Source organism: Pontibacter sp. H249 (assembly GCF_037892465.1).
Lineage (GTDB): Bacteria > Bacteroidota > Bacteroidia > Cytophagales > Hymenobacteraceae > Pontibacter.
In genome coordinates this window covers 103,591-122,486 of the sequence record NZ_JBBKTR010000007.1, presented here as the reverse complement: position 1 = coordinate 122,486, position 18,896 = coordinate 103,591, and the positions used below count along the sequence as shown (strand labels likewise).

At 44.5% G+C, this 18,896-nt stretch carries 20 protein-coding genes; 12 read left to right on the top strand and 8 right to left on the bottom strand.

What is annotated here, in order from left to right; genetic code table 11:
• Positions 1–44: 44 nt before the first annotated feature.
• The 5 genes from WG943_RS10975 (at position 45) to WG943_RS10955 (ending at position 4,524) form a co-directional block, all read left to right on the top strand.
• On the top strand, positions 45–668 hold the full coding sequence (locus WG943_RS10975) for a rhomboid family intramembrane serine protease (protein ID WP_340408936.1): 624 nt from the start codon (positions 45–47) through the stop codon (positions 666–668).
• Positions 669–764: 96 nt separating this feature from the next.
• On the top strand, positions 765–1,229 hold the full coding sequence (locus tag WG943_RS10970; protein WP_340408934.1) for a fasciclin domain-containing protein: 465 nt from the start codon (positions 765–767) through the stop codon (positions 1,227–1,229).
• Between the two features lie 99 nt (positions 1,230–1,328).
• On the top strand, positions 1,329–1,763 hold the full coding sequence (locus WG943_RS10965) for a hypothetical protein (protein ID WP_340408932.1): 435 nt from the start codon (positions 1,329–1,331) through the stop codon (positions 1,761–1,763).
• A 149-nt stretch (positions 1,764–1,912) separates the two neighbouring features.
• The gene (locus WG943_RS10960; RefSeq protein ID WP_340408930.1) at positions 1,913–3,691 is read left to right on the top strand and encodes an SLC13 family permease; all 1,779 of its coding nucleotides are present in this window, start codon (positions 1,913–1,915) and stop codon (positions 3,689–3,691) included.
• Complete coding sequence (locus tag WG943_RS10955) at positions 3,646–4,524, top strand: DUF2490 domain-containing protein (protein WP_340408929.1); 879 nt, start codon at positions 3,646–3,648, stop codon at positions 4,522–4,524. The genes WG943_RS10960 and WG943_RS10955 overlap by 46 nt, the downstream gene beginning before the upstream one ends.
• 22 nt (positions 4,525–4,546) lie before the next feature.
• On the opposite strand, the gene WG943_RS10950 is transcribed toward WG943_RS10955, so the two are convergent.
• On the bottom strand, positions 4,547–6,400 hold the full coding sequence (locus WG943_RS10950; RefSeq protein WP_340408928.1) for an ABC transporter ATP-binding protein: 1,854 nt from the start codon (positions 6,398–6,400) through the stop codon (positions 4,547–4,549).
• Between the two features lie 153 nt (positions 6,401–6,553).
• Between WG943_RS10950 and WG943_RS10945 the strand changes: the two genes are divergently transcribed.
• From WG943_RS10945 to WG943_RS10935, 3 genes are read left to right on the top strand one after another with little or no spacing between them, the layout of a single operon-like run.
• Positions 6,554–7,384 carry a TonB family protein gene (locus tag WG943_RS10945; protein ID WP_340408926.1) on the top strand — a complete coding sequence of 277 codons (831 nt, stop codon included), beginning with the start codon at positions 6,554–6,556 and terminating at the stop codon, positions 7,382–7,384.
• Between the two features lie 16 nt (positions 7,385–7,400).
• On the top strand, positions 7,401–7,913 hold the full coding sequence (locus tag WG943_RS10940; RefSeq protein ID WP_340408925.1) for a hypothetical protein: 513 nt from the start codon (positions 7,401–7,403) through the stop codon (positions 7,911–7,913).
• A gap of 21 nt (positions 7,914–7,934) precedes the next feature.
• Positions 7,935–8,396 (top strand): hypothetical protein, encoded by a 462-nt coding sequence (locus WG943_RS10935; protein WP_340408923.1) that lies wholly within the window; start codon positions 7,935–7,937, stop codon positions 8,394–8,396.
• A gap of 668 nt (positions 8,397–9,064) precedes the next feature.
• Here WG943_RS10935 and WG943_RS10930 read toward each other — a convergent pair.
• The 3 genes from WG943_RS10930 to WG943_RS10920 form a co-directional block, all read right to left on the bottom strand.
• Positions 9,065–10,114 carry a glutathione synthetase gene (locus WG943_RS10930; protein ID WP_340408922.1) on the bottom strand — a complete coding sequence of 350 codons (1,050 nt, stop codon included), beginning with the start codon at positions 10,112–10,114 and terminating at the stop codon, positions 9,065–9,067.
• Between the two features lie 37 nt (positions 10,115–10,151).
• Positions 10,152–11,993 carry a flavohemoglobin expression-modulating QEGLA motif protein gene (locus WG943_RS10925; RefSeq protein ID WP_340408921.1) on the bottom strand — a complete coding sequence of 614 codons (1,842 nt, stop codon included), beginning with the start codon at positions 11,991–11,993 and terminating at the stop codon, positions 10,152–10,154.
• Positions 11,994–12,127: 134 nt separating this feature from the next.
• Entirely contained in the window at positions 12,128–12,937 is an 810-nt protein-coding gene (locus WG943_RS10920; RefSeq protein WP_340408919.1) for an N-formylglutamate amidohydrolase, read from the bottom strand.
• Positions 12,938–13,149: 212 nt separating this feature from the next.
• On the opposite strand from WG943_RS10920, the gene WG943_RS10915 reads away from it, so the two are divergent.
• The 4 genes from WG943_RS10915 (at position 13,150) to WG943_RS10900 (ending at position 15,055) form a co-directional block, all read left to right on the top strand.
• Positions 13,150–13,344: a zinc-ribbon domain-containing protein gene (locus WG943_RS10915; RefSeq protein ID WP_340408918.1), complete on the top strand. Its 195-nt coding sequence runs from the start codon at positions 13,150–13,152 to the stop codon at positions 13,342–13,344.
• A gap of 155 nt (positions 13,345–13,499) precedes the next feature.
• Positions 13,500–13,697, top strand: a complete 198-nt coding sequence (locus tag WG943_RS10910) for a hypothetical protein (RefSeq protein ID WP_340408917.1) — start codon at positions 13,500–13,502, stop codon at positions 13,695–13,697.
• An 84-nt stretch (positions 13,698–13,781) separates the two neighbouring features.
• Complete coding sequence (locus tag WG943_RS10905; RefSeq protein ID WP_340408915.1) at positions 13,782–14,162, top strand: hypothetical protein; 381 nt, start codon at positions 13,782–13,784, stop codon at positions 14,160–14,162.
• 173 nt (positions 14,163–14,335) lie between these two features.
• A complete protein-coding gene (locus WG943_RS10900) occupies positions 14,336–15,055 on the top strand; it encodes a head GIN domain-containing protein (RefSeq protein ID WP_340408913.1) in 720 nt (239 codons plus the stop codon).
• 436 nt (positions 15,056–15,491) lie between these two features.
• Here WG943_RS10900 and bla read toward each other — a convergent pair whose 3' ends face one another.
• From bla to WG943_RS10880, 4 genes are all read right to left on the bottom strand, one after another.
• Positions 15,492–16,226, bottom strand: a complete 735-nt coding sequence (gene bla / locus WG943_RS10895; RefSeq protein ID WP_340408911.1) for a subclass B1 metallo-beta-lactamase — start codon at positions 16,224–16,226, stop codon at positions 15,492–15,494.
• A gap of 16 nt (positions 16,227–16,242) precedes the next feature.
• Complete coding sequence (locus WG943_RS10890) at positions 16,243–17,625, bottom strand: M28 family metallopeptidase (protein WP_340408909.1); 1,383 nt, start codon at positions 17,623–17,625, stop codon at positions 16,243–16,245.
• Positions 17,626–17,907: 282 nt separating this feature from the next.
• Entirely contained in the window at positions 17,908–18,462 is a 555-nt protein-coding gene (locus WG943_RS10885) for an acyl-CoA thioesterase (RefSeq protein WP_340408907.1), read from the bottom strand.
• A 57-nt stretch (positions 18,463–18,519) separates the two neighbouring features.
• Positions 18,520–18,843 carry a DUF721 domain-containing protein gene (locus WG943_RS10880; RefSeq protein ID WP_340408905.1) on the bottom strand — a complete coding sequence of 108 codons (324 nt, stop codon included), beginning with the start codon at positions 18,841–18,843 and terminating at the stop codon, positions 18,520–18,522.
• Positions 18,844–18,896: the final 53 nt, after the last annotated feature.

Below are 18,896 nucleotides of genomic sequence, written 5' to 3'. Positions count from 1 at the left end.
TAAACTCTTTAACTCTCTAATTCTTTAACTTTCTAACTTATAAAATGAGCGTTACCCTTATACTTATCATCATCACAGTTGGCATCTCTATATACGCCTGGAAGAACGAGAGCCTGATGCACCAATGGATCTTTCAGCCTTACGCTGTGCAGCGTGATAACTCGTGGTATCGCTTTGTTACTTCCGGCTTCCTGCATGCCGATTTCACGCACCTGTTCTTTAACATGTTCACGTTCTTCTTTTTTGGTAACAACGTGGAGTACACTTTCAAGGCCATCTTCGGGCCTACAACAGGCATTCTGGTTTACCTGCTAATTTACATCGGAGCTATAGTTGTGTCTGATATTCCTACCTTCTTCAAGCACCGCAACGATCCGCCATATCGTGCTTTGGGTGCATCGGGTGGTGTGGCAGCCATCGTTTTCTCAAGTATACTTTTTTACCCTACGCAGGATATTTGCCTTTACGCCATACTTTGCATACCAGGGTTTATTCTTGGTATACTTTACCTGGTGTACTCATACTATTCTGGTAAAAAGATGGGCGATAATATTAACCACGATGCTCACTTATATGGCGCTGTTTATGGCTTTGTTCTAAGCCTGATTCTGGTACCGCAGGCTTTGCCTAATTTCTTTTCGGAAATAGCTAACTGGCGCATGTTCTAACCTGATAGACAGGTTTTTAAGAGAAATATATGCTATGTTATGTGGCTTTAAATTAGCTGGCTACGTATAAGTTGCTGAGAACAAGCATATCTATCCGTGAGTATTTTAGACAAAATCACCCTAAGGAGTTTCGCTATTGTAGCTATACTTTTTTTAACTGTACAGCAGGTGCAGGCCCAACAGGAGCATAAATCTATGCTGCAGTATATTATTGATAATCAACCAGACTTAGGTGAGTTGGCCGTAAAGGCGGGGTTGGCTCCAACTTTGTCTGGAAACACAGCATATACTTTCCTGATGCCTTCTGATGCCGATATCAATAACCTTAAAAAAGAACCGGCGCAACGTTTAAGAACCATACTTTCTGGGCATATACTTAAAGGCCGGTACCTAGAAAGTGACTTTAAAGATGGTGCTACCTTAGAAACACTGGCTGGTACAAGTATAACTGTATGCCGCAAAAAAGACCATACACTGCTAAGCGGGGCACGTGTTATAGAGGCAAACACTGAAGTAAAGAATGGAATAGTTCACAAATTGTCCAGTTCAATAAAGCTGTAGCGCTATCAAACTTATCTATAAATCAGCTTACAAAGTTCAATTTATACTTTACATTGTGTAAGGCATGAGCAGCAAGTGTACGTATTAGTACAAGTACCCATGTCCGATACGCAAGAAAATATCACCTCTCCAGCTAAGGTAGTTGTCTCCAAAAACGATTGCTACGAATTGCTTTACGAAGCAGATGCAAACCGTGTGCACTTTACCATACTCGGCTTTTGGAAAAATGAACACATTGTTCCTGAGTTATTAAATGATTTAACTGACACACTAGCTCTTTCACAGTCAGGATATACGCTACTAGCCGATTTCTCCTCAATGGTAACCCACCCACAGCAGCTAAACGCGCTTCATGTTAAGCTGCAGCACAAATTTATAGAAGCCAATTTATCTTATGGTGCTTATGTAGAGCCTCTAGATAAAATTGCAAATTTCCAGTTAGACCAGACAATGGAAGAAAGCCAACTAAAGCTTAAACGCTTCAGTGCTTTAGAGGATGCTGAGGCTTGGCTTAACAGCGTATCTCCGGCCTAATCTCTATTATTTTTCTAAAAAGTATAGCTTTTCTGCTTAGCAGCCGTATGCCTGCATAATAATATTAGCATGTAAAATGCTGTATATTACTATCTTTATAAAGCATTGTAAGGGCTTTTGCTCCTATACAATTGCCTGATACTGCTCCTATGACATCTGAGATCGCTATAGTATTAGGTATTATCATGCTTGCAGTTATACTTTTTGTAACTGATAGGCTCTCTATTGATACAGTGGCCATACTTACTATGGTACTCTTCATGGTAACCGGCACCTTAACCCCCGCCGAAGGATTAGCTGGCTTCAGTAACCCTGCTACTTTAACAGTGGCCTCGATGTTTGTGATAAGCTCCGCCATTTTTAAATCGGGAGCACTTAGCAGCGTAGGGGTAGGGCTTACGCGTATTGGGCGCAAAAACTATCTGCTCTGCCTGCTCTCTGTTATGCTGATTGCCGGTAGCTTATCTGCTTTTATTAATGATACAGCCGTTGTCGCGTTACTTATGCCAGTAGTAATACAAGTAAGCAACGATATAAGGGTTAGTCCGGCTAAGCTGCTTATTCCATTGTCTTTCGGCGCTTTAATGGGTGGTGTGTGCACACTGATCGGTACATCTACCAATATTCTGGTAAGTGGTATAGCCGAAGCCCAGGGTGAGGAACCGCTCCAAATGTTTGAATTCACGAAAGCGGGTATTTGGTTTTTGCTGCTTGGTGTGGCATATATGTTCTTTATTGGGCGTTACCTGCTACCAAACAGAAAGCTGGAGAAAGATTTTTCCGAGACATTTCATTTAGGAGATTATGTGACTGAGATTGTGCTGCTGTCCGACTCGCCTGCAGTAGGAGTGCCATTAGCAGAAGCCACCATGGTAAAAGACCTGGATATAGAAGTAATGCAGGTAACGCGCCACAAAGAGAAAATTCAAGTGTTTCCGTCGTTAATCCTGCATGCCAACGATATACTAAAAGTACGCTGCAATGTAGATAAACTAAAGCTGCTGAAAGAGGAAAAAGGAATTTTACTTAAATCAGAACGTAAGTTTAAAGACAAGGACCTACACCTGAACGACAGTAAATTTTACGAAGCCATTGTGCCGCCAAACTCATACTTAGAAGGCAAGTCACTAAAGCAGCTAGACTTCCGAACGTACAATCATGGTGCTTCTGTACTGGCTATCAGGCACCGCAACGAAATCCTGCACGAGAAGCTAACTCATGTTAAACTTTCTGCCGGTGATGTGCTGCTGATAGCCGCCAATGAGTTTCAGGCATCTAAACTTCGCCAGAACGAGGACCTGCTGATTATCTCGCAAACAGAGCATAGCCATTACAATTATGGTAAGATTATTCCGGTCATGATAATCAGTGTATTAGTTGTAGCCGTTGCAGCCATGGGCTTTGCCTCTATTGTGCTTACTGCCTTGGCTGGGGTGGTACTGCTTATTCTATTTAAATGCATCCGTGTAGATGAAGTATACAAAGCCATAGACTGGAAAGTGATTTTTATGCTGGCTGGCGTACTATCGATGGGGGCGGCACTGGAGAAAACCGGAGCAGCCAGGCTATTAGCAGACTACTTGATATATGGGATAGGAGAGTATGGGCCGCATGCGCTGCTGTCTGTGATCTTCTTTATTACGTTTATGGCTACAAATTTTATGTCTAATAATGCAACGGCAGCTTTGCTAACACCTATTGCCATTGTAACAGCACAAGAGCTAGGAATAAGTTCGAAGCCCTTTATTATGGCTGTAGCTTACGCTGCCTCCCTTAGCTTTATGACACCAATGGGCTACCAGACCAATACCATGATCTACGGCCCGGGCAACTATCGTTTTTCCGATTACCTCAGAGTTGGTACACCACTTAATATTCTATTTTGGATACTTGCCTCTCTTATACTTCCGGTGTTCTTTCCTTTTTAATCATGTTCCACGTGGATAGAACAAGGGCAAGTTTATGCTTTGTAAGTAAAAGAGCATATTCATACAATTATGGTGTAACTGTACTTACGATTTGCTTAACAATAAGCCTGGTCCTGGCCTCAACTTACCTGTTTGCACAAAATAAGCAGGTAACACACCAGCAGCTACTTTGGTTTGGATACCATAACACATTGGAGTGGCCTAACAAATGGTCTGTTAACACCGAAATTGAGGAGAGAAGGTTCTTTAACCCCGACAAGCAGCATCAGTTTCTGGTCAGGAGCCAATTAAAGTATACTTTAGGTAAAGATTGGAATGTGGCGGCAGGCTTGGCTTATTTCCTGCAGAGCCCGCAAAACCCAAGAGCTACAGAAAAGCTGGTAGTGCCAGAGCTCCGGCCCCATCTGCAACTCGACTACAAACAGCAAATTAAAAAACTCAGCATCACCCATCGGTACAAGGCAGAAATGCGTTTTTTTAGGAATACAGCAAACGGTGAACTTGCCGATGGCTACAACTCGAATTACCGCTTTAGGTACCGCATTGGATTAGAGTATACTGTTGCAGCCATCAATCGGCAAATTTTAAAGTTAAAGGTAAGTGATGAAATAATGTTGAATGCCGGCAAGAGAATAGTTAACAACAGCTTCGATCAGAACAGGATTTATGGTGGGCTTAACTATACTTTAAGCAAAAGTGTGGCAGTAGAGGCAGGGTATTTAAAGTGGTTTCAGCAGAGATCCTCAGGCATTGAGTACTACGACAGAGATATTGTGCGCTTGGTAGTGACGCATAATATAAGTGTCGGAGGCAAAAAGAAAGATGATACTTGATTAGCCACTCAATCATCCAAAATTATAAATACCCCCTTGCCTGCAATTTAAACAGTTCTGCATACTTTCCGTTCTGTGCCAGCAGTTCTTCATGCGAGCCCAGTTCTTTTAGCTGCCCCTGCTCCAGGAACAGAATTCTATCTGCCATGCGAACAGTAGAGAAACGGTGGGAGATAAGCACGGCTGTTTTGCCTTCTATGAGTTCTGAGAAACGAACGAAAACCTCATGCTCTGCACGGGCATCCAGGGCAGAGGTGGGCTCATCAAGTATAAGCAGTTGGGCATCGCGCATGTAGGCACGCGCCAGTGCCACCTTCTGCCACTCACCACCCGATAACTCCACGCCTTTGTTAAAACGCTTACCCAGCACCTGCTCATACTTATCCGGCAGGCGCTGTATCACTGGGTCGGCTAAGCTCTTATAGGCGGAGTTTTGGATGCGCTCATGGTTTTGTATGTTACTAATCTGGCCAATGGCAATGTTATCGGAGGCAGTCATCTGGAAGCGCACGTAATCCTGGAAAATGATGCCTACCTGGTGGCGTAGGTCGTTTAGATCATACTTGCGCAGGTCTATGCCATCTAAAAGTATGCGGCCTTCGGTGGGTTCGTACAGCCTTGCCAGCAGCTTTACTAAAGTAGTTTTACCGGCACCGTTCTCGCCAACTAAAGCCAGTTTCTCGCCGGCCCGTAAGTGGAACGACAAATGCCGCACCGCCCACCTTTCACTGTTGTGGTACTTAAAGCCAACATCCTCAAAAGTAAAACCCTGCTGTATAGGGCGTGGAATAGGAAGCGGATTAGTTGGCGGTGTAATCTGGGGCTGCAATTCCAAAAAATCAAACAAATCCTGCAAGTATAAAGCACTTTCTGCTATTTGGGAAAAACGCGTCATGACGCCTTGCAAAAGGCCACGCATACTACTAAAAGAGCCTGCCAAAAAGGTAAGTGTACCTACTGTAATAGCGCCAACTACTGTTTGTGCAAGTATAAACACATAGGCGCCGTAGTAAGCCAGCGTACCAATAGCAGAAAGTATACTTCCCCACAGTGCACGCTTCACAATAAGGTTTTTGTTGAGGTTGTAGTAACGGTCAGATAGTTGTTTAAAGCGGCTGGACAGGAAACCGGAAAGGTTAAAGGTTTTAATTTCTTTGGCGGTTTCGTCGGAGGCGCCGATGTAGCGTAGGTAGTCCAATTCGCGGCGTTCAGGTGTCCAGGAGCGGGAGAGAGAGTAGGTACGCTCGTTAAAGTGTGTTTCGCCCAAGAACGATGGTATCACCGCTACCAAAAGTATAAGGATAAGCCAGGGATTAAAAGCTATCAAACCTACCGCCAGAAAGGCAATCGTTACCATATCCTGCAACTGCGACAGCACCTGAGACATTAGTACCACACGCGTTACCGTTTGCCGCCGTGCCCGCTCCAGCTTGTCGTAAAAAGTAGCATCCTCAAACTGCGCCAGGTCTAAGGTTGCAGCGTGCTCAATTAAAGCTATGGATGTACGGTTAGAGAAAAGGTCACCTAGCAGGCTATCTAGTAAGGTTATGCCTCGGTTAATGATATCGGAGAGTATGGCAAGTCCTAGCTCAAGTGCTACCAACAGCCATAGATAACTTAAGTCGCGCTCACCAGCCACGTCAATCAGCCTTATCACCTCATCAATAATCAGCTTGCCAATGTAGAGCATAGCCAGCGGCAACGACGACTTTACCAGGCGCAGCAGCAGGTTGCCAATGGTCATGCGTTTGCTCGTATCCCAGATCAGCCGGAAGAATTTGGGCAGATTCTTTAGCGCCCCCACCTGCTCTTTAAAGCTTTTTTTATCGCTGTTTGCTGTGCTAGCTCCTCTTGCTCCTTTCGTTTGTTTACTCATACTTATTATTAAACGCCGCTGCTGTTGCTTTGGCTATACCTATACCGGCAAGTATAGATTATGTTTACAGTCTAGCATTACACACGCCAGAGGTTGCTCAGTAAAATTTAAACATAACATAGAATATTTCAGTTACTTCAGTAATTTTAGAGAATGAAAACACTTTACGCTTACCTGATTATTGCCTTTATGCTGCTTACAGACACAGCCGTGGCACAGACCAACAATGTTATTTACATTAGCAAAATTGGAAAGGAGGTGCCGGCAGCAGAGGCATACTATTTTACCCTAAAAGAGATAAACGAATCGGGAGGCGGTACTAAAACACGCTTTTTGGTAAAAGACAGCACTAAAGTAAGCCAGACAACCTACAGCGATATTAACGGTGGAAAGTATAACTCCGGCATTGCAGACGGACCTTACTATGAGTGGCACGAGAACGGTGAACTTAAACTTCAGGCTGCTTACAAAGATGATATGTTGGCGGGAGAATACAAAAGCTGGTACGAAAGCGGAAAGCTGCATTATGTAAGAAAGTACAAAGGCCGCTTGCCACAGGATACCCTGCAGGCATACTACGAGTCAGGTGCGTTGCGCAGGATAGAGATTTATGAGAACAGCACCGGAAAGATGACCTCAGGAAAGCTTTTTGATGAAGCTGGAGAGGAAATAAAGTTCTTTCCGATGGAGCAAATGCCTGTATTTCCAGGTGGTGAGAATATTATGCTAAAATGGCTATCCATGAACATTAAGTATCCTAAAGCTGTCCGGAAGGCCGATGCGCAGGGGCTGGTTGTTGTCTCCTTTATTGTTGGGAAGAACGGACAGATAGCTGAGGCAGAGGTGATAAAAGGTTTTCATCCGGATGCAGATGATGAGGCGCTGCGCGTAGTAAATAAAATGCCCAAGTGGAAGCCTGGCATGCTGGAAGGGGAACCGGTTGCCGTGCGATATACTTTGCCAATCAGATTTTCCATAAAATAAAAACTTAATGTAAACTATGAAAAAACACCTGCTTACCCTGCTGCTTTGCCTTGGCTCAGCCTATACTTCCTTTGCCCAAACCTCTGTACCGCAAGCCGATGTTGCCACTGTAGAGGCAATTGTAAACGCCGGTCTCAAAATTATTTCAGGACCTAAAGACCAGCCGCGCGATATGGAAAAATTTAAAGCCCTGTTTTTGCCCAATGCACAGTTGGGAGGCGTTTTCTTTAAAGGCGACAGCAGTTTTTTGCGCATTACAACAGTAGAGAATTTTGCTGATAAAAATGGACCGAGCTATGCGAAAATGGGTTTCTATGAAAACCAGATAAGCCTTAAAGTAGAGCAGTTTGGTAACATAGCCACCGCTTTTCAGGCTTACGAAACGCGCTATGGCAAAAACGGAAAGGTAGAAGACCGAGGCATTAACACATATCAACTGGTGTACGACAAAGGCCGCTGGTGGATTGCTAGCCTATTGTTTACGCCAGAAAACGAAAAGCACCCACTCCCTAAAAAGTATCAGAAATAAGCGAAATGCAGTAGGTAAAGTATGACCCGATATTTACTGTACTTCCTGACAGGTTTTGCGCATGCCCTTGTAATTCTGATCTACAGAGGCTACATGGGCATAGAGCCTACAATTTACTCTACCATAGCACTTATTAGTGGCATGGTGCTATTTGGTATTGTATCGTGGGTAAAGCTGTACCTGGAGCGGATTGGTGCTATAATGGCTATGCTTTGTGTATTAGCTATTGTACCATGGGCTATAGATGCCGGCCGTAAAGTACTGGCTTATGACGCCTTCTTAAGTGGGGTGCTGATTATTACTCAGGGAGTGCTGTTATTCTTTTTGCTAGCTACTTTTGCTACCAGCATGCGCTACGTGTTTAGCAGAGGCTCATGGTTAACTGGCACCTCTACACCAGGGTTGGCAGGCAAGTTGTTCTTCTCAGCTTTACCTATTGCCATTATTGTAACGTGGCTGCTGATAATGGGTAAAATCCAGTAAAATAGAAGTATAAAGTATACAAAGCAGCAGCGCCCGGCCAAAGGTCGGGCGCTGCTGCTATATGTCTAACTTAAAATTTTTGAGAGGTATACCCCTCTATAATAACGAGAAAAGCCCTGCCGAAAACGACGGGGCTTTTTCTCACCTTAAAACAAACTAAACTAATCTAAACTTTAACTAACCTTATCTTTAGTAATACTACTTCTTTTTGTGTGGCTGCGGCCTCTAAAACTATATTTTAGAAAGGGCTTTAAGCAGCAGAAATGAGAAGGCTCGGAAAAAAAAAATGCCTAATACTTGCAAGTATAAAAACTTGTCTATATATTAGCTTTCCACAACACTGTCTCTCTCAATTCGGGTGCAAAATTAGCCGTTTGTTTTCTTCTTCCAAAGAAAGCCGGAAGTTTTTTTCAAAAATTTTTCTGAATTCTCATTTTAGCTTTTCAAGAACCTGTAAATCAACAGTTTAAATAATTACTTTTTTCTTAAATTTTTCTGCGAATCCTGCTCTTGAAGTATAAAATCGTAGTATCACACAGGGTGTATGTGCAGACGTCCTGTGTTGCTGCTTGCTAAACCATATAAATTACCTTAAAAGATAAAATCCAAGCCAGTAGGGTAAACCTGCTGACTTGGATTTTATAGCTTAAAATATAATTTTTCTACTGTCAGATCATTGATACTGTTTTATTGTCGATTTGGGTGCCGTAAGTTCTTTTGTAATGTACTTTACGCTCCAGGGCGGCAATTATCGGCTCCGAAAAATCTACTCCCTCTAATCTGCTCGCATCAGATAGTCCTCCAGGGCTAAACACATTTATCTCCATCAGCTTATCACCTACGATATCTAACCCTACCAGGAACATGCCGTCCTGAATTAGTTTAGGCCGTACAAGTTCTACCAGGTCTAGCATAGTTTGGGTGATTTTAGCTGCCTGTGTAGAGCCACCTGCATGCAGATTGCTCCGGATATCATCTTCTGCGCCTACACGATGTATGGCACAGTATTTCCCTTTATACTCTAAAGCTTTGCCGTTCATCACGATCAGGCGCACATCGCCTCCGGTTGCCTGAGGTAGGTACTCCTGGGCAATCACATACCCATCGCGGCTAATAGCTTCCACTATCTGATTTAGGTTGGTAGCGTCTTTCTTCTTTACCATAAACACGCCAGACCCACCTGACCCCTGCAATGGCTTAAGTATAATATTATTCTTCTGCTCATTAAAAAAATCCTTGATCTCGGCCTTGTCTCGGGTAATGAGGGTACGTGGCCTTACCTCTTCCGGGAAATGCTGAAAGTACATTTTATTCACAGCATCAGAGAGTGAGGTTGGGTCGTTTAGCACAATAACGCCGTGTCGCAAAGCCAGCTGTCCGAATATTATACCTGCGTTTTGTGCCCAGCCGCGTCCTTCACCTTCTGATGATGGGTCGTTTCGGAGCATCAGCACATCCAGTTCCGGGGCTGTAACTCGTTCTTTCGTCGCTTTATCGCTTTGGATTGCCTCCAGGTAGGTAGCTTCAGATTTATACTTATGTTTAGAATCGGCTTTTGTGGCGGTGGCGCCCATATAGCCGTCAGGGTAATAAGCCAAATCGCCTACCCCCATCAGGTACACGTTGTGCCCCGCGTTGTGCATGCGCTGTGCCAGGAAAATAGTAGTGTAATTGGGTTTTTCTGTTTTTATGTCGTTAACTACGAATCCAATGTTCATGGGTGCTTGTTGGTTTATATTGTTATAAGGCGGAAGATCATAGTAAGTTAAATACTGATATACCCGCTTTTAGTTGTTGCAGCTTAGGTTTTATGCTTTCATCCTGCAAGTAGCGGGGTTTTAACGGCACAGGGCGCAGTACCTTTCTGTAAATCAACTCTTGTACAATAGGTATATAGTCCTGGCGTATTTTACCAATGAGCAGCGGCTCCAGGTCGTGGCCTTGCTGTAGGTAGTCGAGCAGGTGCACCAGGCCGCGCAGGTAAACGGCATCTTTGGTAAGGCCACCGCCACGGTGCACGCGCATGGTAATATCCCAAGCTGTTTCATCGCTAAAATTATATTCCTCTTTCAGTCGCCAGAAGTTCTCTGCAAAAGTGCTGCCTTTAGTAAGGTGATATACGGCAATAACGCGTGCTGCCAGTATGCGCATCCGATCTTGGTCCAGGCCACCTACGAGCCACTCGCTAAGCACTGCCAGGCCCTCCTGTAGCTCTTCGTAGCCGGGGCTGCCAATGTATAGCTGTTGCAGCGGTTGCGCCTTGCCGTTAAAGTAGGTAAGTATGTGTGTGCCCACCTCATGCTGTATCAGCGCCTGTGCCCGGTGCCTGGGTATCTTAGCATCCGTGCCTACATTTAGCCTTCCTTCCGATACGATCAATCCCACAATATCATCCCGCACATCTACACCAGAGTCTACTCCCGGATATTGGCTTTTAAGGTAAGTGATTTCCTGCTCTGCCAGTGCGGCAAACTCTGGCACAGGTATGAGTTCTACATCAGCGTTGCGCACAGGATCAGGTATGGCTGCCAGTATACCTTCTGCTACTTTAAGCAGCTGGGCATCTATGCCACCATATAACTGCATGCTGCTGTACAAAAAGTCAGGCTTGCCACGATCGGAGAGCATCGTGATCATCTTGTCCAGTTCGTGGCGCTTGTCACGAAAAAGAAAACCAAGTGTTGGGTCGTCTACTTTCTCGACTGAGATGTTATAGAGTTGGCGCTTTAATAGGTCCGTATCAACGGGCATGAGGCGGTAGTGGAAAGTAGGTGCTTTTTCGAAGCCGTTTTTCCTGAACTCCTCCCAGGCCTCTTTATTGTTTACCGGCGTTACCAGCAGCAGGAACCGGAATTGGCTGTTTATACTTGTCAGCTGTTTATCGATGCGCCAAACCACCCGGTTTACAGCTTGCCTGCCAAGTGTCTGGAAGTGCAGCGGCTTCTGTGTACCCTGCACCTGCACAAAATCGAAAACAGTTTTCTTGATAGCATCTGCTATTTTTTGACGTAGTGTTCGCAGCAGCAAAGGATAGATTTTGCCGGTTGCCAAGTTTTTATAGATCGGCTTTAGTTCGATACCAAGTATAAGTACAGCATGTTTTTTTAGCTCTTCTTCCGGCATCAGGCAATGCGGCTCCTGCAGTAGCCTCTCGTTAGAGGCTGTTTCTACGGACATGGGAACGCCGCTGATCTTTATACTTTCCAGCTCGTCCTTTAGTACTTTAATAGTGGCAGGCAACTGCTTTTTAGGACCTAGAATTCTGAACACCGGCGCCTGCGCATCCTGTGTTGCCATTAGCTCGATAATCATAAAGGCCCCAAACTCATCGGCCATGGCTTTGGCTATACTTTGCACCAGCCTGCGCAGGCTTTCTGTTTGCTCTTGTGTAGCGATAATATAAGAAGCTGTTGCCTTTACAAAGTCGGCGGTAGCATGATCGGGTTTGCCAGCCGGGTGCCGGAAAAGTATAAGAAAGGGCAGGGGCCGATCTATGTACACCAATCCACCATCGGGCAGGCGGCGGTGCACTTGCTTGCCACGCTGCAGGCTTCTGGTAATTCTCCGGATAAAGCTATCGGTTATACTTTCGATCATATAAATGCTACAAGCATATTCGCTTGTACTTGTTTATTGCTTGGGCCGCTGACCTAATCAAACAACCTACTCTTACTTGAGGTTTGCGAGCGGATATGCCTTTTGCCCTTTTTCAAAATCTACTTTGTTTAAGTTTACAGCACTCCGCATACTTCGTGCATGGCAGCCAACACTGGTTTGGTAGTTTGCCCTAGCGCATTCTTTATTTCCTGCACCTGTGCGTGGTCGGGCTGTCCGGTCCATTCGTCCATAAAAAATTTCTTAAACTCAATGCTCATCACACAGGCACTGTCGCCGAAGTTGTCGTGTATCCAGCGCATAAAGTGGCCTCCTTCAAATTTCACGTTTTCACGCACATCTAAACTGCGGCCATGGTAATCGTAGCTTTGCAGCGATTTTATAAAAGCATTTACCACGGGTGCCCATTTTTTATGGTTCATGTTGCCGGTGCCAATATTTACCTCTGGGTTTTGCTGCGGATCTGCCTCGGGGCCTGTGGCGCCATCACGTTTGTGGTTGTAACTGTGTAGGTCATATACTACAAAACAACCGTGTCGCTGCTGTATCTCTGTTAAAAACTGCTTTACATCGGTATAAAACCTGTCGTAGTGCATCAAGGATTCTTCTGCAAACTCATGTGCCAGTTCGTCCTTCCACACATTCAGGCCCCAGGCATCTTCGGGCTTGCGGTAGATGGCTTTATTGCGTGGACGGTTTAGGTCCAGCTCGAACCGGGAGTTGTGCCCAATTATGTAATTGTCTGTTACTTCTACCCAATGGTCTGTAAATGGGTCTTCTTCGCGCAGGCGCTCTTCGGCGGCCAAGGCAAACAGGTTGCTGATGTTGTGGCGTACCTCATGCCCGCTGTGTATGGCGGTGGCAATTAAAGGACTGTCGCCACGCTTTATAGTATAGTATGTTGAGTCTGCTTTAATAGTTGTCATAGTATGGCGTTTTGCTAAGAATGTACCCTTTTAAGCAGCTGAAGGTTTTTATTCAAACAGTTATAGCAGCACCAAAAGGCGCAATAACGGTATAAGAAACAGAAGAATAGGTTTAATAAGCTTTTCGTAACCATTGCTGATTTTTAGCCATATAATGAGTACTATTGCCAAGCAAACACATAAAGAGTTTACTTACACTATAACTCAGGATATTGTCTAGTCCAGATCAGATACAAATTTGTAAAGTATGCGGTGCCAGAGTGGCTGCAGAAAAGCAGGTGTGCCCAAAGTGCGGATCACCGCTGCCTGAGCATAAAATTGCCTGGTATAAGAACCTTACACCTACTGAGATTTTTCTGCTTATACTTGGTAGCATTATGCTAATGGTGGCGCTGGTGGCGGTATAGCTAAAGCGCAGATGGTAGATTCTTTTATCAAAAAAAGATAAAGGAATACTTTGCAATTACAGTTGTAAACAGATAAATTTAATAAACAGCAACATAAAAACTTAATTATGGGTACTCATGTTAAAATAGTATAACCATAATTCTAAAGAGCTCGGATGTTAAAATTTCACAACTATTTTCTTCCTGCTATAGCCGTTTTCATGGTGGCCGCATTTATGCATATCATTCGTGTTCAGCACATAGAAATTAATCTGATGCTGTCGCTGATGCTGTCGCTGATGCTTACGTACATAACAGGGATGACTGCTGGTGCGATAGTTTATACTTTTAGAAATAAATCTTTTACCTTCTGATTAACTCTCTTTACGTTCTATAATTTAGCAATAGAGTAAAGACTTTGCGCGCCCTTCATAAAGCAGCTAAAGAATATAAAAAAGATGAAGGTCCTGCAACACCCACTTTTTATAGCTTGCCTCCTGCTTTTCTGCCTGAACCAGGTACTAGAGAATAATGGTGTTTACGTATGGCCGCTCCATACTCACCTAGACGATTTTCTTTGTCTGCCTCTTACGCTTACTATCATACTTGCTGCAGAGCGAGTGTACTTTCAAAACCCAGCATTTATACTTCCAAAGCGCTATCTAGTAATTGCTGCAGTGCTGTTTAGCCTGATGTTTGAAGTAATCCTACCACTTTTCGCTGCCAGGTATACAGCCGACCCTTGGGATGTGATAGCTTATGCAGCAGGTGCTTTGTTATTTCAGCTAAGTATAAACCGACACGCTCCTACTAAAACTACCAATCAGGTAAATAATTAAGCTGATTATAAGCTGCTCAAAACATTAGCAGACAATATTTTATTGCGTGCTTTTTCTTCTGTGCAATAAAATATGGAGGAGCAAAGCAACCTTTACAACTGGGCTGCATCTTTAATTCGAAAATAGTTTACTAAGACCTACACAAGAATTAAACAAACCAGAAACTTTATACTATGAGAATTATGAAATTTTACACAACAATCCTCGCCTGTTTAATGACATTAATGCTGGTTAATTTACCGTTAATGGCCCAGCAGCTTAGAGGTAATGGCAACATGCAAACCCAAGACAGAAAAGTATCCGGCTTCACTGGAATTGATGTAAGTGGCGGCTTTGCTGTAGAAATAACTCAAGGCAGCAAAGAAAGTGTGAGGCTAGAGGCAGAGGAGAATTTGCTGGATAACATAAGAACAGAGGTTCGCAACGGCGTGCTGCATATTTACAACGACAAGAGCCTGTCGAGCACTAAAGGCATGAAAGCTTACATAACTATAAAAGAGCTAAATAAAGTTGATATAAGCGGCGGTGTAAAAGTTGAAGGTAAGTCTACGTTTAAAACCAATACCATGACACTTGATATGAGTGGGGGATCAAAAGTGAACCTGGCTATAGATACAAAGCAGCTGAAGTCAGATCTGAGTGGGGCAAGTAAAGTTATACTTACCGGAAAAGCAGATGAACTAAGAATGGAGATGTCGGGGGCATCTAACGTAGATGCATCCGAGTTAGTAGCCAGTGATGTAAGAGTAGGGGCTAGTGGTGCCAGCAAAATAAAAGTACACGCTAATAAAACGCTGCACATTGATGCTTCCGGTGCATCGGCAGTATACTACAAAGGCACGCCAAGTATAACATCAGAGACTTCGGCAGCAGCTAAGATTTCAAGATTGTAAAGAGAATACAACCACATACCCTTAACAGCAGCCTTATGTTAGGGCTGCTTTTTTTTGTACTTGTGGCTGCTACCCATTAGCCTGTGGCTGCCGTAAAGTTATACCAGCATAAAAACTACAAAAGCAATGAGCTAAGCTAAGAAAACAACAAATCACAACGAAATAAAGAAGTGGGCTGATCAGCACGGTGGCTTACTAGCTATTATTAAAGTTACAGAAAACGATGGCGACGGTGAAGGTGTACTGCGTATTCATTTTCCGGATAAAAGCGGCAGAAACGATAGTTTTGATGAGATAAGCTGGGAGGAGTTTTTTTAAAGAATTCGATGATAACAAACTAGTTCTGCTTAAAGACCCAAACGGGAATTTTAACAAACTGGTAAACAGAGACTAACTAACAAAAGGGGCCGATGCAGTACTGCATCGGCCCCTTTTGTTAGTTAGAGGGTTGTACTTTACGCAGCAATTCTAACGTATGGCTTAGCAAAGCTTTATCTCCCCAGGGGCCGTGGCTGGGTATTACTATTTTAGCCTTCGGATATCGCTGCTGTACGTTCTGAATGGCAGTAGGCCAAAAGTTAAGATCCGCGTCAGCCACATTTCCCAGATTCTTTGTCTGCATATCTTTCACCAGGCATCCTCCAAACAAAATTCTTTGCTGCGGAAGGTAAACGACTACATTATCCGAAGTATGGCCGGCACCGGGGTAGTATACTTCAAACTGCTGTCTGCCAATGCTAAAGGTCGTATCTCGAGCAAAAGTAACATCAGGGGTGCCAACACCATTTGCTGCGGCAAGTACGGCTGTAAATTTAGATGTTATTACCGGAATGCCCTGTTGCTGCACCGCCTTCATTCCACCCATTTTGTCGTCGTGCCAATGTGTTGGTATGCATACTTTAACAGACTGCTTTAAATTGATTTTTACCCAATGCAGCAGCTGTTTTGTTGGCTCATTTCCCCAGCCGGTGTCAAATAATACTGCGCCATCCTTAGTAGAAACTAGAAGGCCATGCGAAGGAAAAACGACATCGCCCAGCTTCTTGTAAGAAGTATGGATGTATACTTTGGGAGCTATCTGAGTAACTTTAAGCTGTTGTTCCTGTGCCAGCAAAGTACAAACTGGCAGCAGGCACAACAGGCAAAGGAGGATGTGCGGCAATCGTTTCATTTTTGCTTAAACTCTTCTAGCGTACAGGCACAGGCAGTACAGGTAAGCTGGCATGGCCCTCAGCATCCACAGATTGCACTGCAAAGAAGTAATTATCCTTAGAGTATGGCAGTGTTGCTTTTGTGTCTGTTACATAGAACTTCTTCTCCCAATTAGAGGTGTGAGTCGGGCGCATCAGCACATAGTAACCAGCAGGCTTTTGTCCTTTAGCCGGTGCTTCCCACTTTAAATCTGTTTTGTTGGTGAGGTTAGATGTGATAACGCCAACTTTTAGAGGAGCAGCCGGCGCCCAGCCTAAGCTAGCCATACTTGCTAAATTAACGCCGGTATTTTTGCGTAGGTACTCAAAATCCATAAATTCTGGCAAGTCGCCGTATTGCTTACCATCCTCTTTGCGCACGTCTTGGTGTTGGTGGTCAAAATCTTCGTTCATCTCGCTCATGCGTACTGCTGCATAGCCTTGTCTGTTAAAAGGAGTATGGTCACCGCCACGTAAAAAGCGATCGGAGCGGTGCACTAGTACTACATCAATCTGGTCTACATACTTTTCGCCAACGGTTTCCATGTAGCGAGCCAGGTTACGGCTTGGGCTGTCGTTTTCGGTGCCTAAGGTACGGCGCAGGCGCACCTGATCTTCGGTTTCGTTAGCTGGTGTGCCCTCGCTGAAAATACGCACCATTGTATTGTCGTGTAACCCGGTTTCAGCAGAATAGGAGTTGCCCACGATGTCGTTGTTTTGCATAGCTACCAAGTTCCAGCCTTCTTTCTTGGCGCGCTCTGCCAGGTGCGTAGAGCCGTACAGCCCTTGTTCTTCACCCTGAAAAGCCACGAACATCAGTGTAGCCGGGAATTTTTTGGAAGCCATGACACGTGCCATTTCCATTACCATAGCAACACCAGAGGCATCGTCGTTTGCACCCGGAGCCTTGCTTTTAGCATCCATTACATCAGTAGCACGGGAGTCGAGGTGGCCGCCTACAATAATTACACGGTCATCGTTTGGATCAGTGCCTTTAAGTATGGCTATCACATTCGCCATCTCGGTATCTTGCGGCACACGGCGTCCGTCGGCTTTCACCACAAACTTATCCATCTCTACAGTCATGCGGCCACCGGAGGCCTGGGCATACTTTTCAAATTCGGACTTTACCCATTCGCGGGCAGCGCCTATGCCTTCTTTTTTGCTGGTGGTAGTACTCAAAGTATGGCGTGTGCCGAAGCTTACCATCGTGCGCACCAGTTCTTCCAGGTTTTTAGAAGAAACTTGGTTTACCATCTGCTTTATTTCATCATCCTGGCGCACCACTTCCTGTGCTATACTTTGAGAAGGGGTGATGAAGTATGGAGTTGCCAGCAGGGCTGCTACTAGCAATTTTTTAAGGTTAGGTTTGAAAGTCATATTTGTTTTGTTGTAAGTATGATTTCTAAAGTTAAGTAAGAATCTGCAGAAGTCATTGTTTTGACGTTGGTAGGTTATGTTATACAGCAGTTATAAGGTTTTATACTTGATATGTTACTTTTAGCAGCGGCTTTAACTTAGAATGGCGTTTTGTAGGGACAGGTCGCGACCTGTCCGTGCGAAGGCAGCAGCTATGCAGCTTAAACTTATACTTAGACAATGGCTAATTCCCCTCTTGAGAGACGTAGCGGTGTGTTAATTGTTAACGCTGCGTGGTCATAGTCAGAAAGCCAGCTTACAACGCTCATCCTGCAATAAATAAAGCTCCTCATCCACACTAAGTATAGTTTTAGTATTGAAGAACTCCATTTGGTAGCGTTTGGACAATTCTTTACGTTTGATGGCTTCTATAAAACGACGGGCATCGTCTCTGGATTCGAGTATAAGGCCAGGAACCGAAGTAGGCAGATCATCTTCGTCTTTGGCAACCATGGTAAAGTAGGAAGTGTTGGTGTGCTTGATAATACCTGTTTTTACATTCTCAGCCTCTACCTTTATTCCTACCATCAATGAGGTGTTGCCCACATAGTTGATTGATGCCTTTAGCGACACCAACTCGCCAACCTCTACAGGTTGCAAAAAATTAACCCCATCAACAGATACCGTAACGCAGTAATTGCCGGCATGCTTAGCCGAACAGGCATAAGCCACTTTGTCCATCAGGGAGAGCAGAATGCCACCGTGTATTTTGCCGCCAAAGTTGGCGTAGCTCGGGATCATGAGCTCGGTTAGGGTGGTTTGGGAGTAGGAAACAGTACGAAATGCAGGTGTGGTCATGGTTAAAGTATAGCAAGTGTTAAAGTCTATACTTTAACAGCGGCTTGGCTGTTGCGCTTACAGGAAAACCACATCCTTTACCACATCGCTGCCGGCTTCAATGTTCAGCAGCTCAATTACCTTACTTTTCGACATGTTCAGTTCGTGCTTGAGCGGGGCAGAGGTGAGGCGCACAAACAGCTTGCCGTCTTTAAAGTATAGCTGCTGCGTTTTCATGGCAATAGGCTTGCCCATGATCTTCTCCCAGTTCTGCACCAGCTGTACTTCACCCAGTTTGCCATCTAGTCTGTAGGCTTTCATTAATGCTTTCAGGCTGTCTCCAATCGGTTGGATGTCCGCTTTTCGTCTGTCAATCTCTTCTTTCTTCTTGTAGTAGCGCACGGGTGGGGAGTTATAGATTAGTAATGATGAATTATGAATGGGTGGTTAGGTAA